A 13,985-nucleotide genomic window follows, 5' to 3' on the forward strand; every position below is an offset into this window, starting at 1 on the left:
GAGCAGAATCGTGATGCATGAAGTGGAAAAATCATGTCCGAGAATAAACTGCCGTCGCACGCCCGCGTTGTCATCGTGGGTGGGGGGGTCATGGGTGTGGGTCTTGCCTATCACCTGGCGCACGAAGGCTGGACCGACGTCGTCTTGCTGGAGAAGGGGGAGCTGACATCAGGCTCGACCTGGCACGCCGCCGGACAGATCACCCATTCGACCAGTTCGTTTGGTCTGGGCAAATGCGTGGACTACAACATCGGACTCTATTCCGGTGCGCTAGAGGTCGAGACAGGGCAGGCCGTGACATGGCATGGTTGTGGTTCGTTCCGCCTGGCATATACCGAGGATGAGATGGATTGGCTGCGCCACACCCTGTCTGTGGGCCGGTCGTTGGGCTTCAACATTGAACTTGTTGGGCCCGAGAAGGTGGCCGAGCTGCACCCGTTCTACAACCTCGACGGGGTTTTGGGTGCGCTGTACACGCCAGATGACGGTCACGTTGATCCAACCAATGTGACGATGGCGATGGCGGCAGGTGCACGCGCGCTGGGCGTCAAGATCGTCCGCCGCTGCCGCGCCACCAACATCACTCAAAGACCGACCGGTGAATGGGTGGTGGAAAGTGAGCAGGGCGCCATCACTTGCGAGCATGTGGTGAATGCGGGCGGCACCTATGCCCGTCAGATGGGCGAATGGTCCGGCCTGCAACTGCCGATGACCTCGATGACGCACCACTATTTTGTCACCGACCCCGTGCCCGAATTCGAGGGGCTGGACAAGGAACTCCCCGTCATCCGCGACGACAAAAAGGTCTCGGGCTACATCCGGATGGAGCAGAAACGCGGCCTGATCGGCATTTACGAAAAGGCCAACCCGAACGCGGTCTGGCTGGATGAATGCCCGTGGGACTATGAAAACTGGTTGTTTGAAGCTGACTATGACCGTGTCATGCCCTGGCTCGAAGAGAGCCTGAACCGTATGCCGATCTTTGCTGAGTTGGGGATTTCCCGCGACGTGCACGGTGCCATTTCGCATCCACCAGATGGCAACCCGCTGATCGGCCCTGCGCCGGGTGTGCGCAACTATTGGTGCTGCTGCGGCACTCAGATCGGCATCGGCTGGGGCCCGGGCCTGACACGCGAGCTGGCGCGCTGGATGGTGCACGGATCTGCCGACATCTCGATGCGCGAATACGATCCGCGCCGTTTCGGCAGCTATGCCACCAAGGATTGGCAGGTCACCAAGGCCAAGGAAGACTACTGCCTGCGCCACGAAATCCCGTTCCCACATTTCAACCGCCTTGCGGGGCGCCCGATCAAACCCTCGCCGCTCTATGACCGGCTCAAGGACAAAGGCGCGGTTTATGAAGAGGTCTATGGTCACGAACGTCCCCGCTGGTTCGCCAAAGACGGCGTCGAGCAGCGCGATCACTATTCGTTCACGCGCAACGCGGTGCACGACATGGTCGCGGGTGAGTGCAAGGCCGTGCGCGAGGCCGTCGGCATCATGGACATTTCGGCATTCACCAAGGTCGAGGTTGCGGGTCCGGATGCCAAGGCACTGCTGGATCGATTGACAGCCAACCGCCTGCCACAAAAGGTCGGGGGGATTGCGCTGACCCACATGCTCAACCGCCGGGGCCGGATCGAGCTGGAAACAACGGTCGTGAAGCTGGACGAGGGGCGGTACTACCTCGTCTGTGCCGCCTTCTTTGAGCAGCGCCTGCTGGATCATCTTGAACAGCAGCGTGATGGAGAGGATGCCGAGATCATCCTGCGGTCCAACGACTGGGCTGCTTTGTCAGTCAATGGCCCCGCCGCCCGCGACGTGATGACGGCCTGCACCGATGTGGACCTGTCCAACGCCGGGTTCAAATGGCTCACCGCGCAAGAGATCGAGGTCGCAGGCCACAAACTCTGGGCTTTCCGAATGTCTTATGCGGGTGAGCTGGGGTGGGAACTGCACATCCCCCGCGAAAACACCCTTGCCGTTTACGACGCGCTTTGGGCCGCAGGTGAGGTGCATGGCATCACCGACTATGGCTCATTCGCGATGAACTCCCTGCGGATGGAAAAAGGGTTCAAAGGTGCAGGTGAGCTGACCAACGAGGTCACACTGGCCGAGGCCGATGTGTTGCGCTTTGCCCGGCAGGACAAAGAGTACTTAGGCAAGGACAAGACGCTCAACACCGATCTGCCTTGGGTCTGCGCCTATCTGGAGATCGAACCCGACGGTGTCGAAGACGGCCATGGTGGTGAGGCCGTGATGCTGAACGGGCAGGTGGTCGGCTCGACCGCATCTGTGGCTTACGGCCACACGGTTAGCAAGATCCTGGCGTTTGCCTATATCAAACCCTACGCCAACCATCCCGGCGCCGAGGTTGAGGTCATCATCGCGGGCAAAACCCGCGAGGGTCGTATTCTGGGCGAGCCCGCTTACGACCCACAAAGCCTGTTGCCCCGTACCGACGCCACCAAGGTGGCCGCAGAATGACCCAGCCCCTCTCTTTTGTTCCAAATGCGGCGGGTGCAGCGCGCCCCTCTCACCTTGAAAGGACACCTGAAATGACCATCCCCGCAACGATGAAAGCCATGGTTCTGACCGGTCACGGCGATCTGGACAAATTAGAATGGCACGAAGATTGGCCCACTCCCCAGGCAGGGCCGATGGAAGTGTTGATCAAGGTCGGTGCTTGCGGCCTCAACAACACCGACGTGAACACTCGTACGGGCTGGTATTCCAAGGCGGTGGACGAGGCCACAACCGGTGGCGCCTATGATGAGGTCGACGACGAAGACAGCACCTGGGGCGGCGCGCCGCTGACGTTCCCTCGTATCCAGGGCGCAGATGCCGTGGGCGAGGTTGTCGCGGTCGGAGAGGGCGTTGATCCGGGCCTCATCGGCAAGCGCGTTATGGTGGCCGGTTGGCTGCGGGACTGGGATGAACCGATGAACCGCGACAAGGCCGGATATTTCGGCTCGGAATGCGACGGTGGTTATGCCGAATACACCAAAGCCGACGTTCGCGGGACCGCACCGATCGACTGCGATCTCAGCGACGCTGAGCTTGCCACCTTCATCTGCTCGTATGTCACCGCCGAGGGCATGGTGGATCGCGCCAATGTCGGGGCAGGGGACACCGTGCTGATCCCCGGCGCATCCGGCGGCGTGGGCGGCGCGCTGATTCAGCTGGCCAATCTGCGCGGGGCGCGCACCATCGCAATGGCGTCCGAGGCCAAACATGCCGAGGTTGCCGAATTGGGGCCGAACATGATCCTGCCACGGAACCCTGAAAACCTGCGCAAGGCGCTCAAAGGTGAGAAAATCACCGTGGTTGCTGACGTCGTCGGTGGTGACAATTGGCCCAAGCTAATTGACGTTCTCGAACGCGGCGGACGTTACACCTGTTCGGGCGCCATCGCCGGCCCCATGGTCGAGCTTGACCTGCGTACCTTCTATCTGCGGGATCTGACGTTCACCGGCTCGACCGTCAATCGTCCGGAAAACTTCACTGATGTCGTGAAACTTATAGAGGATGGCAAGATCAAGCCAGCTTTGGCCGCGACCTACCCCCTTAATCAACTACGAGAGGCCCAGCAGGCCTTTATCAACAAAACCCACACCGGAAACATCGTAGTGATCCCATGACCCTCGACGCTGTCCTTGAAGCCGCTCGGCAATTGCATGCCGTGCACCCCGATCTGAACGGGTTCGCCCCCTGGCCGGATGACCTGACCCCATCCGGCCTGCAACCGCGAGCTGTCCCAGCCTCTGACCTTGTGGCGAACTTGACCTTGCCAGGAACGCAACGGACAGATGCCTTGGTGCAGGCGGTGAAATCGGCCACACATCTGGCAAGCTGGAAACGCACCTATACCGAAGAAGAAGTCGGCGCCGATTTTCGCAATTGCTATGGCTACTACGAACTCTTTGGACCCACGGGTCATTTTCACTCGACCCAACTGCGTGGTTACATCGGCTTTTGGGGCGAGGGGCTGAGCTATGACTGGCACAGTCACGAGGCCGAGGAGTTGTATCTAAACATCGCGGGCGAAGCGACGTTCTACGCTGATGAGGATCGGGTCAGCGTCCCAGCGGGCGAAACCCGTGCTCACAACAGCTGGCAAAGCCACGCGATGGTAACACATGGCCAGCCTATCCTGACCTTCGTGCTCTGGCGCGGGGCGGGCATGGCCGATCTGCCAAAGATGGACGCCGCATGAAAATCACCCGCATCCGTGTCTTTCAAACAGATCTGCCTTACGTGGGCGGGGCTTACGTCTGGGGCGCCGGCAATGCGATCAAAGTCGCACGCGCCTCGGTCGTGGTGATCGATACTGATGCGGGGCTACAGGGCTGTGGAGAGTTCACACCCTGTGGCGAAAACTACATGGTGGCGCACTCCGAAGGGGTGCCTGCGCTTGCCCGTCTGATCGCACCGCATCTGTTGGGCGAGGACCCTCGTAATGTGGCCCGGATCGAGCAGGTCATGGACCATCTGGTGCAGGGACACGGCTACGCCAAATCACCCTTTGATGCGGCGTGTTGGGATATCCTTGCGCAATCCCTCAACGCGCCGCTTTGGGCGGTCTGGGGCGGCAAGCTGACCGATGGTGCGCCCATGTACCGCGTGGCGCCACAAAAGAGTACCAGCGAGACCATCACCGAGATGGAGGTTTATCGCGCACAAGGATATCGCCAGTTCCAGATTAAGGTGGGCGGCGACTGGGCTGCTGACATCGACCGTATCCGGTCTACCGTGCCGCTGCTGAAACCGGGTGAAAAGGCGATGGCGGATGCCAATCAGGGCTGGCGTGTGGACAATGCGATCCGCGTAGCCCGTGCCACGCGCGACCTGGACTACATCCTAGAACAACCCTGCCGCACCTATGCCGAATGCCTGCAGGTGCGCGCGCGAACCGACCTGCCGATGAAGCTGGACGAATGCGTGACCTGCATGGCCGTGGCACAGCAAATCGTGGCAGATCGCGCGGCAGAACTCGTTTGCCTCAAGATCTCCAACCTCGGCGGCCTCTCTAAGGCTCGCCGCGTGCGTGACTACCTTGTTGAAAACCGCATCCCTGTTGTTGCCGAAGACACCTGGGGCGGAGAGATCACCAGTGCCGCTCTTGCTCATTTCGCGGCCACCACGCCGCCCGAATACATGCACAACACCACGGACCTGATGAACTACAACACCCGTTCGACGGGCCTCGGCGGGCCAGAGGCGCGCGACGGCAAGTTATATGCCACCGACACGCCGGGTTTGGGTGTTACCCCTGATTTCGACAGTCTCGGCACCCCGGTAGAGGAGTTCGTCCAATGACCGAACAAGCAAAAGCCACACAGATGATCGACGACGATCGGGTTCGGGTCACGCGGTTCGATTTCGCGCCCGGAGCAGAAACCGGATGGCACCGTCATGCGATGGATTACGTCATCACCGCGGTCACCGACTGTCATATGCGGCTGGAGCTGCCCGACGGCACGTCAAACGAAGTCACCGTCCCTGCAGGCACCTCATATCGCCGCGACGAAGGTGTCGAACACAATGTCATCAACGCCTCGGATCAGCCGATGAGCTTTGTCGAAGTGGAACTGAAATGAAAATCACCCGCATCACGGTCTATCACGTCGATCTGCCGCTCGAGCATCCCTATTGGCTCTCGGGCGGACGGCTCAAGTTCGAAGTATTGGACGCCACGCTGGTCAAGCTTGAAACCGACGCGGGGCTTGTGGGATGGGGCGAGGGCACGCCTTGGGGGCACACATACGTGCCTGCCCATGGACCGGGCATCCGCGCCGGGATCGAAACCATGGCACCCTTCATCCTTGGTCTCGACCCGCGCCGCGTTCTGGACGTGGAGCGCGCGATGGATCTGGCGCTGCCGGGGCATCTCTATGCGAAATCCCCCATCGACATGGCCTGTTGGGACATTGCGGGGCGGGCGGCGGGCCTGCCGATTGCTGACTTGATGGGCGGCGGGTCTCGAACTCCACGTCCCATCGCTTCCTCGGTCGGTGCAAAGACCGCGGCCGAGACTCGCGCCGTCGTGGACCGCTATCGCCAACGCGGCTATGTCGCCCATTCCGTCAAGATCGGGGGCGACGTCGAACGCGACATCGAACGCGTCCGCGATATGGAAGACATCCGCCGCCCCGGTGAAATCGTGCTCTACGACGTCAACCGTGGCTGGACCCGGCAGCAGGCCCTGCGCGTGATGCGCGCGACCGAAGATCTGCAGGTGATGTTCGAGCAACCGTGTGAAAGCCTCGATGACATTGCCACCATCCGCCCGCTGCATTCGGCCCCGGTGAGCGTCGATGAAAGCCTTGTCACCCTTCAGGACGCTGCCCGTATCGCCCGCGATGGCCTGGCCGAGGTGTTCGGGATCAAGCTCAACCGTGTCGGCGGCCTGACCAAAGCCGCCCGTATGCGCGACATCGCTTTGGCGCACGGCATCGACATGTTCGTCATGGCGACTGGCGGTTCGGTGCTGGCCGACACCGAGGCGTTGCATCTCGCCGCTACCATTCCCGATGCCAACTGCCACGCGGTTTGGGCCTGTCAGGACATGCTCACCGTGGACGTTGCCAATGGTCGCGGTCCCCGCAACATTGACGGCCATCTGCATCTGCCCGAAACCCCTGGCCTAGGCGTTCACCCGGACGAAGACGCATTGGGCGATCCGGTAGCTGTCTACGCCTCATGAAGCTTATCCGCATCTCTGTGTGGCACGTGCCACTTACCAGTCACACCGCCTATTACATGGCCGACGGCAAAACCTGCGACACGGTCGAAACGGTGGTCGTGGCTCTTGAAACCGACGCTGGCCTGACCGGGTGGGGAGAGGTCTGTCCGATCCCCCACTATCTGCCGGCCTACGCCCGTGGCGTGGCGCCCGCTGTGCAGGAAATGGCGCCGATGCTGCTCGGCGCTGATCCTGTCGGACCCGAGGCCCTGATGGCCAAGCTCGACAAACACCTGCCGGGCCACGTTTATGCCAAATCCGCACTGGACATCGCTCTTTGGGATCTGACCGGGCAGGCCGCCAACCTGCCGCTTCATGCACTTCTTGGTGGGCGCCGAACCGAGACGATGCCGCTCTATCATTCGATCACCTGCGTCGCACCTGATGAAATGTCCCGTATCGCACAGACCGCTTATCAGTCAGGTATGCGCCAGTTTCAGGTCAAGCTGGGCGCCGATGCCGATTGGCAAGCCGATGCCGCCCGCTTGCGCGAAGTACGCGAAGCAGTAGGAGATGGGCCGTTGGTCTATGGTGACTGGAATTGCGGCGCCACCTCGCTGGATGCCACTCGCGTAGGGCGCGCTGTGGCAGATCTGGACATCATGCTGGAACAGCCTTGCGCCACCATCGAAGACTGCGCCCGGGTTCGCGCTGCAACGGGTCTGCCGATGAAGCTCGATGAAAACGCCCATGACACGGCCAGCCTGTTGCAAGGCCACGCTCAGGGCTGCATGGACGCCGTCGCGCTGAAACTGTCGAAATTTGGCGGGCTATCTGCCACCCGCCGCGCCCGCGACCTGTGTCTGCATTTGGGCGCCAAGATGTGCATCGAAGATACTTGGGGCTCGGACATCACAACAGCCGCGCTGCTCCATCTGGGCGCGTCGACGGACCCGACCCGCGTTCTGAACGTCTGCGATCTGTCTGGCTATGTGGCTCCACGGCTCGCCCCTGATGCTCCGACGCGCGAACAAGGTCGGATTTCGCCGCCGGACGGACCCGGTCTTGGCATTCAACCTGACAAAGATGTGCTCGGCCTGCCCGATCTCGTTCTTGACTGATTTTTGACTTTCTGGTCAAAATTTCAAAACCCAAGGAATCCCCTACGGCAAAGGACCGCAGCAATGGACAAAATCCTCTCACAAGCCGATTGGTTCGAACGCGCCAAGGCCGTCCTGCCCGGCGGCGGGTTCGGCAATTTCGATCCGACCATGTTCATTCGCGACGGCAAGGGCAGCCGCGTCTGGGACGAGAACGGCAAGGAATATGTCGACTTCCTGATCGGGTCCGGCCCGATGCTGTTGGGCCACGGCCACCCCGAAGTGCTCGAAGCAGTGGCCGAACAGCTGCCCAATGGCATGACGTTCTTTGCCAACAACGCGGCAGGGGTCGAACTGGCCGAGGAGATCTGCCGCGCCGTGCCGTGCGCTGATCAGATCCGATATGTCTCGTCCGGGGGCGAGGCCGATATGTACTCCATCCGGCTCGCGCGCGCTTTCACGGGTCGCGACAAGGTGGTGAAGTTCGAAGGCGGCTATCACGGGATGAGCGCCGAGGCGCAGATGTCGCTGGCACCGTCGCGCATGGTGAATTTTCCGCAGGCGGTCCCGGACAGCGCAGGCATCCCTGAAAGCGTACGCGCCGAGATGTTGATCGCTCCGTTCAACGATCCCGATTACATTCGCTCGCTTCTGGCCGAGCACGGGGATGAGGTCGCGGCCATCATCGTCGAGCCCCTGCAACGGATTATTCCACCCGCACCCGGCTTTCTGCAGTTGCTGCGTGATGAGGCCGATAAATACGGCATTGTCCTGATCTTTGACGAAGTGGTGACGGGGTTCCGCTTTTCGTACGGCGGAGCGCAGGAGCTCTATGGCGTAACACCAGATGTGGCGACCCTGGGTAAGGTTATCGGCGGTGGCTTCCCTCTGGCCGCAATCGCAGGTCGCGCCGACATCATGGCGCATTTCGACAAGGCAACTGTCGGGGCGGACAAATGGCTGATGCAATTGGGCACGCTCTCGGGCAACCCTGTGGCGGCGGTTGCGGGTCTCAAAACGATGGAGGTGCTGCGCCGCGAAGGCGCGTATGATCAACTGCGGGCAAATGGTCAGCGGTTGATGGACATGGCCGGTGCCGCGCTATCAGAGCAGGGCATCGCGCACCAGATTGTGGGCGATCCAACCCTGTTCGAGATTGTCTTCACCGACACCCAGCCGCGTGACTATCGCGATGTGTTCAACGCGGACACGGCCAAAGGGGCCAAGTTCAACGCGGTCCTGATGCACGAAGGTATCTTCAAGGCGCCGGGCAAGACCTACCCGTCTCTGGCCCTGACCGAAGCAGATTTTGAACTGACAGGACAAGCTTACAAAGTCGCAGCGGCGGCGTTGGCCTGATGCTGGTTCGGGGCCCGCAAGGGCCCCGATCAATTACAGAACGTCAGCCATCACGTGGCGGATGATGTTCTCGCGCTTGACGCCACGAGCCTCTAGTTCGGCGTCACTCAGGCAGGACAGATCCTGGATGCGACGCACTTTTGCGTTGGCTTCGCCGATCTGTGTCAGGGACTTGGCGATGCCCACAAAGATGTCGGCCATGGCACCAAGGATCGAAGAAACGGTGTGCGAGCGTGCAACAGTAGCAGCCATTGTCTCAAATCTCTCAATATCGGTTTTGGTCGAACGTGAAATATGCTGCAGTTGCAGCATTGAGTAGAGGTGGGATGGGAATAGCCGATGTGCATGCTATGCAAGGGTGCATTTCTGGCGCATGTTTTTTGCGATGCAGGCGGCCAAGGACCGGGGGGCCACATGCGGTGGAGTGGCCTGGCACCGGGGGCGCTTCATCGCCTGATCCGCGATGCCCGACCCGGTGCCTTGCCCCATGACGCCCCACCAACGGGTCTTGCGTTTTGGCGCTCATCTTCGCAGGATGCACCCAAAGAAATGGGGCACAAGGATCTGAGCAGTGACCGATACCCAAACCGTTGCCGCAGAATGCCTGGGCGTCAAAGTGCCCATGACACGGTTTCTGCACGAGAAACGCATCGAGCGGATCAAGGCCGCCCGTTATGAAGGGCAAGAAATCGAAGGCTCGCTTCACGTCGTGACACCCGACGACACGGTCCTTGAGATCGGCGCGGGCATTGGCCTGGTGGGGGCTGTCATCGCCCACAACGCCAAGCCCAAGGCCATCCATTCATTCGAGGCAAATCCAGAGCTCATCGACGCCATCAACGAGCTTTATGCGCTCAATGACCTGCAAGATCGCATCTCGGTCACCAACCAGGTGCTCATCAGCGCCCAGGAACGTCCGGAAACGTTGCAGTTTCACATCCGAACAAGCTATCTCGGGTCTTCGCTGCTGAATCCCGGCAACCGCCCATCCAATGTGGTGGATGTGCCTACGGCCTCTTTTTCGGCGGTTTGCGATCAGATTCAGCCGACCGTACTGGTCATGGATATCGAAGGGGGCGAGCTGGACCTGTTGCGCCACGCAGACCTGTCTTGCTTTCGGGCCATCGTGCTGGAATTTCACCCCGAGGCTTACGACGTCGAAGGTATGCGCGAGTGTAAATCCATTCTGACCGATGCCGGATTCGAGCGTGTCAGCGACAAGTCCACACGCACGGTCTGGACTTGTGTGCGACCCGCAAGCTGACGCCTAGTCGACCGGCGCAGGCTGATCGCCGAACCCAAATTCAACCTTACGTCGCTTCGTCGAATTCTCCTTGATCTTGGGATCAGGGCGGACCACCCTCTGCTTGCGGAACAACGTTTCGCAACGTGAAATGACTGCCGAATCTGTCATTGGGAGAGAACCCGCCAGCGGCAAGACCTGCCACAAGCGGTGACATGTTCGGCCCAGGGTATTGGCGCGCCGCATCTGTCCGGCGCGCAATCTGTCAAAGGGGAGTGGATGCCGATGTCAGAGGCAATTGGGTATGAGCTGATCGGGGATATCGCGGTGCTGTCCGCGCAGAATCCGCCGGTGAATGCTTTGGGTTTGGACGTGCGTCAGGGACTGGTCGATGGCATGGCCCGGGCCGAGAATGATGGCGCCAAGGCGGTGCTGATCTATGGCGAAGGGCGCACTTATTTTGCAGGTGCCGACATTCGTGAGTTTGGCAAGCCGCCGACCGGGCCGTTTCTGCCCGACGTTTGCACGCGCATCGAAGCGTCGCCGCTGATTGTAGTGTCTGCGTTGCATGGCACGGCCCTGGGGGGCGGGCTCGAAATTGCATTGGGTTCGCACTATCGCGTCGCGGTGCCCTCGGCACGTGTGGGCCTGCCCGAAGTTCTGATCGGCGTCATGCCGGGGGCGGGTGGCACACAGCGTCTGCCGCGTCTGATCGGTGTCGACGCCTCGGTGGACATCATCACCTCGGGCCGTCAGGTCGGAGCCAAAGAGGCCTTGGAGCTTGGCATTCTTGACCGTGTCGAAGACGGCGCGCCCCGCGACATCGGTCTGGCCTATGCGCGCGAGCTGATCGACAGTGGTGCACCTCGTCGCGCCATCAGCGAAATGGCAGCGCCCCAGGCCGTGGATTTCGACGCACTCTATGATGTGGTGCTGAAAAAGAGCCGGGGCATGATTGCGCCTGCAAAGGCTGTGCGCGGAGTTCAGGCCTGTTGCGAGCTGCCGTTTGACCAAGGGATGATCCGCGAACGCGAATTGTTCATGGAACTCATGGCATCGGACCAGCGCCAAGGCATGATTCACGCCTTCTTCTCCGAGCGCGCGGTCGGAAAACTGCCCGAGCTAAAGGGCGTCGAGCCGCGCGATCTGAACGCCATCGGCGTGATCGGGGGCGGCACCATGGGGGCAGGCATCGCTACGTCGGCGCTATTGTCGGGGCTGTCTGTCGTCATGCTGGAAATGTCGCCCGAGGCGGCAGAGGCGGCAAAAGGCCGGATCGAAGGCAACCTTGGTGGCGCGCTGAAGCGCGGCAAGTTGAGCCAGGCCCAGTTCGAAGACCTCACCACCAAAGCGCTGACGCTGTCGACGGACTATGCTGCCCTCGGCGATGTGGACCTGGTGATCGAGGCTGTTTTCGAAGACATGGAAGTCAAGAAAACGGTTTTCACGCAGCTAGATGCGGTGTGCAAGCCGGGCGCGGTGCTGGCGTCGAATACATCTTATCTCGACATCAATGAAATCGCGGCCAGTACCAACCGTCCGAGCGATGTGATTGGGCTGCATTTCTTCTCACCTGCGCATGTGATGAAACTGCTGGAAATCGTCGTGGCCGACAAAACGGCGCCGGACGTTGTTGCGACCGGCTTTGCGCTTGGCAACCGGATGAAGAAAACGTCGGTGCGTGCCGGGGTTTGTGATGGCTTCATCGGCAACCGCATCCTGTCGACCTATCGCACCTGTGCCGATCATATGATCCTGGACGGCGCGTCGCCTTATCAGATCGACAAGGCGCTGACGGATTTCGGCTTTGCCATGGGTCCCTTTGCCGTCGCCGATTTGGCGGGGCTCGACATCGGTTGGGCCGTGCGCAAGCGCAAGCGGGCCGAGGGGCTCGACCCGCGTGCACGCGACAGCTCTTATGCGGACAAGCTGTGCGAAGACGGGAACTTTGGACAGAAGACCGGCAAAGGCTACTACGTCTACGAAGCAGGCAAGCGCGCTGGTGTTCCCAACCCCGATGTCATGCCCCTGATCGAGGCTGAACGCGCCGAGCAGGGCCTCACATCACGTGAGTTCGCCGACGACGAAATCGTGCGCCGCTACATGGCGGCCATGGTCAACGAGGCGGCCAAAGTGGTGGGCGAAGGCATCGCCCGTCGTCCGCTCGATGTGGATGTGACACTACTCTATGGCTACGGTTTCCCGCGCTATCGCGGCGGGCCGCTGAAATGGGCTGATATGGTCGGGCTGCCCGAGCTGCTGGCCGACATCAAGAAATGGGCTGAGGAAGACGACTATTTCTGGCAGCCTGCTCCCCTTCTGGAACAACTCGTGGCTGAGGGCCGCACCTTTGATGATTTGAACAAGGAATCTGCATGATGAAACAGGCCGTAATCGTATCGACAGCCCGCACCGGGTTGGCAAAATCATTCCGCGGGTCGTTCAACATGACCCATGGCGCAAGCATGGGGGGGCACGCGGTTCAGGCCGCCGTCGAGCGTGCGGGCCTTCAGGGCTCGGACATCGAGGATTGCGTGATTGGCTGTGGCCTGCCCGAGGGGGAAACCGGCGGTAACATCGGCCGCCAGATCGCGATCCGTGCTGGCTTGCCGGTGACCGCATCGGGCATGACCGTGAACCGCTTTTGCTCGTCGGGCTTGCAGGCCATTGCGCAGGCCGCCAACGCGATCACGCAAGAGGGCGCGGGCCCGATGGTTGCAGGTGGTGTTGAAAGCATCTCGCTGGTGCAGTCGAAAATGCGCCCCGCACCCGATCCGTGGATCCTGGAACACAAGCCCGCCATCTATATGACCATGATCGAGACGGCAGACATCGTGGCCGAACGGTATGGTCTGAGCCGCGAGTATCAGGACGAATACTCGCTGCGCAGCCAGCAGCGGATTGCAGCGGCACAGGAGGCAGGTAAGTTTGCCGACGAGATCGTGCCGATGACCACGACGATGGCGGTCAAAGACAGGGAAACCGGTGAGATCTCGCAGAAAGAAGTCGTTGTGGACCGCGACGAATGCAATCGTCCAGGCACAACGATGGAAGGGTTGGCAGGTCTTGATCCTGTGCGTGGCCCCGGCAATGCGATCACGGCAGGCAATGCCTCGCAGCTGAGCGATGGTGCGGCCGCGGTTGTGCTGATGGAGGCGGCAGAGGCCGAAAAGCGTGGGCTTGAACCCCTGGGCGCGTTCAAGGGCTTTGCTGTCGCTGGCTGTGAGCCGGACGAAATGGGCATCGGCCCCGTCTTTGCCGTGCCGCGTCTGCTGGAACGTCATGGGCTGAAGGTCGATGACATCGACCTGTGGGAGCTGAACGAGGCCTTTGCGAGTCAGTGCCTCTATTCCCGTGACCGCTTAGGGATCGACCCGGAGAAATACAACGTCAACGGCGGCTCGATCGCAATCGGTCATCCCTTTGGCATGACCGGTGCGCGGATGACGGGCCACCTGATGCTGGAAGGCAAGCGTCGCGGCGCGAAGCTGGGCGTAGTGACCATGTGCATCGGCGGCGGCATGGGCGCAGCTGGCCTGTTCGAAATTTACTGATCGGTGGGGCCTTTGTCCGGGCCATCGAGGCCCGGACAAAGGCG

12 protein-coding genes are annotated in these 13,985 nt (G+C 61.0%); 11 read left to right on the forward strand and 1 reads right to left on the reverse strand.

Features of this window, described 5'->3' with window-relative positions; all coding sequences use genetic code 11:
- Positions 1-33: 33 nt before the first annotated feature.
- The 8 genes from TRM7615_RS12825 (at position 34) to TRM7615_RS12860 (ending at position 9,144) form a co-directional block, all read left to right on the forward strand.
- Positions 34-2,487, forward strand: coding sequence for an FAD-dependent oxidoreductase (locus tag TRM7615_RS12825; RefSeq protein WP_108788122.1), 2,454 nt, complete (start codon positions 34-36; stop codon positions 2,485-2,487).
- A gap of 71 nt (positions 2,488-2,558) precedes the next feature.
- The gene (locus TRM7615_RS12830; protein WP_108788124.1) at positions 2,559-3,641 is read left to right on the forward strand and encodes an alcohol dehydrogenase family protein; all 1,083 of its coding nucleotides are present in this window, start codon (positions 2,559-2,561) and stop codon (positions 3,639-3,641) included.
- On the forward strand, positions 3,638-4,216 hold the full coding sequence (locus TRM7615_RS12835; protein WP_108788126.1) for a dimethylsulfonioproprionate lyase family protein: 579 nt from the start codon (positions 3,638-3,640) through the stop codon (positions 4,214-4,216). The genes TRM7615_RS12830 and TRM7615_RS12835 overlap by 4 nt, the downstream gene beginning before the upstream one ends.
- Entirely contained in the window at positions 4,213-5,319 is a 1,107-nt protein-coding gene (locus tag TRM7615_RS12840) for a mandelate racemase/muconate lactonizing enzyme family protein (RefSeq protein ID WP_108788128.1), read from the forward strand. The genes TRM7615_RS12835 and TRM7615_RS12840 overlap by 4 nt, the downstream gene beginning before the upstream one ends.
- On the forward strand, positions 5,316-5,600 hold the full coding sequence (locus TRM7615_RS12845; protein WP_165821428.1) for a cupin domain-containing protein: 285 nt from the start codon (positions 5,316-5,318) through the stop codon (positions 5,598-5,600). Before TRM7615_RS12840 ends, TRM7615_RS12845 begins: the two co-directional genes overlap by 4 nt.
- On the forward strand, positions 5,597-6,706 hold the full coding sequence (locus TRM7615_RS12850; RefSeq protein ID WP_108788130.1) for a mandelate racemase/muconate lactonizing enzyme family protein: 1,110 nt from the start codon (positions 5,597-5,599) through the stop codon (positions 6,704-6,706). The genes TRM7615_RS12845 and TRM7615_RS12850 overlap by 4 nt, the downstream gene beginning before the upstream one ends.
- Positions 6,703-7,806, forward strand: a complete 1,104-nt coding sequence (locus tag TRM7615_RS12855) for a mandelate racemase/muconate lactonizing enzyme family protein (RefSeq protein ID WP_108788132.1) — start codon at positions 6,703-6,705, stop codon at positions 7,804-7,806. Before TRM7615_RS12850 ends, TRM7615_RS12855 begins: the two co-directional genes overlap by 4 nt.
- A gap of 63 nt (positions 7,807-7,869) precedes the next feature.
- Entirely contained in the window at positions 7,870-9,144 is a 1,275-nt protein-coding gene (locus TRM7615_RS12860; protein ID WP_108788134.1) for an aspartate aminotransferase family protein, read from the forward strand.
- A gap of 33 nt (positions 9,145-9,177) precedes the next feature.
- Here TRM7615_RS12860 and TRM7615_RS12865 read toward each other — a convergent pair whose 3' ends face one another.
- A complete protein-coding gene (locus TRM7615_RS12865; protein ID WP_125133682.1) occupies positions 9,178-9,396 on the reverse strand; it encodes a DUF1127 domain-containing protein in 219 nt (72 codons plus the stop codon).
- Between the two features lie 319 nt (positions 9,397-9,715).
- Between TRM7615_RS12865 and TRM7615_RS12870 the strand changes: the two genes are divergently transcribed.
- The 3 genes from TRM7615_RS12870 to TRM7615_RS12885 all read left to right on the forward strand — a co-directional run bounded on the left by TRM7615_RS12870 (position 9,716) and on the right by TRM7615_RS12885 (position 13,941).
- Positions 9,716-10,408, forward strand: a complete 693-nt coding sequence (locus TRM7615_RS12870) for an FkbM family methyltransferase (protein WP_235824088.1) — start codon at positions 9,716-9,718, stop codon at positions 10,406-10,408.
- 264 nt (positions 10,409-10,672) lie between these two features.
- Positions 10,673-12,766 carry a 3-hydroxyacyl-CoA dehydrogenase NAD-binding domain-containing protein gene (locus TRM7615_RS12880; protein WP_108788583.1) on the forward strand — a complete coding sequence of 698 codons (2,094 nt, stop codon included), beginning with the start codon at positions 10,673-10,675 and terminating at the stop codon, positions 12,764-12,766.
- Positions 12,766-13,941: an acetyl-CoA C-acyltransferase gene (locus TRM7615_RS12885; protein ID WP_108788585.1), complete on the forward strand. Its 1,176-nt coding sequence runs from the start codon at positions 12,766-12,768 to the stop codon at positions 13,939-13,941. Before TRM7615_RS12880 ends, TRM7615_RS12885 begins: the two co-directional genes overlap by 1 nt.
- Positions 13,942-13,985 lie beyond the last annotated feature (44 nt).

It is taken from the genome of Falsiruegeria mediterranea M17, assembly GCF_900302455.1.
GTDB classification, from domain to species: Bacteria; Pseudomonadota; Alphaproteobacteria; order Rhodobacterales; family Rhodobacteraceae; genus Falsiruegeria; species Falsiruegeria mediterranea.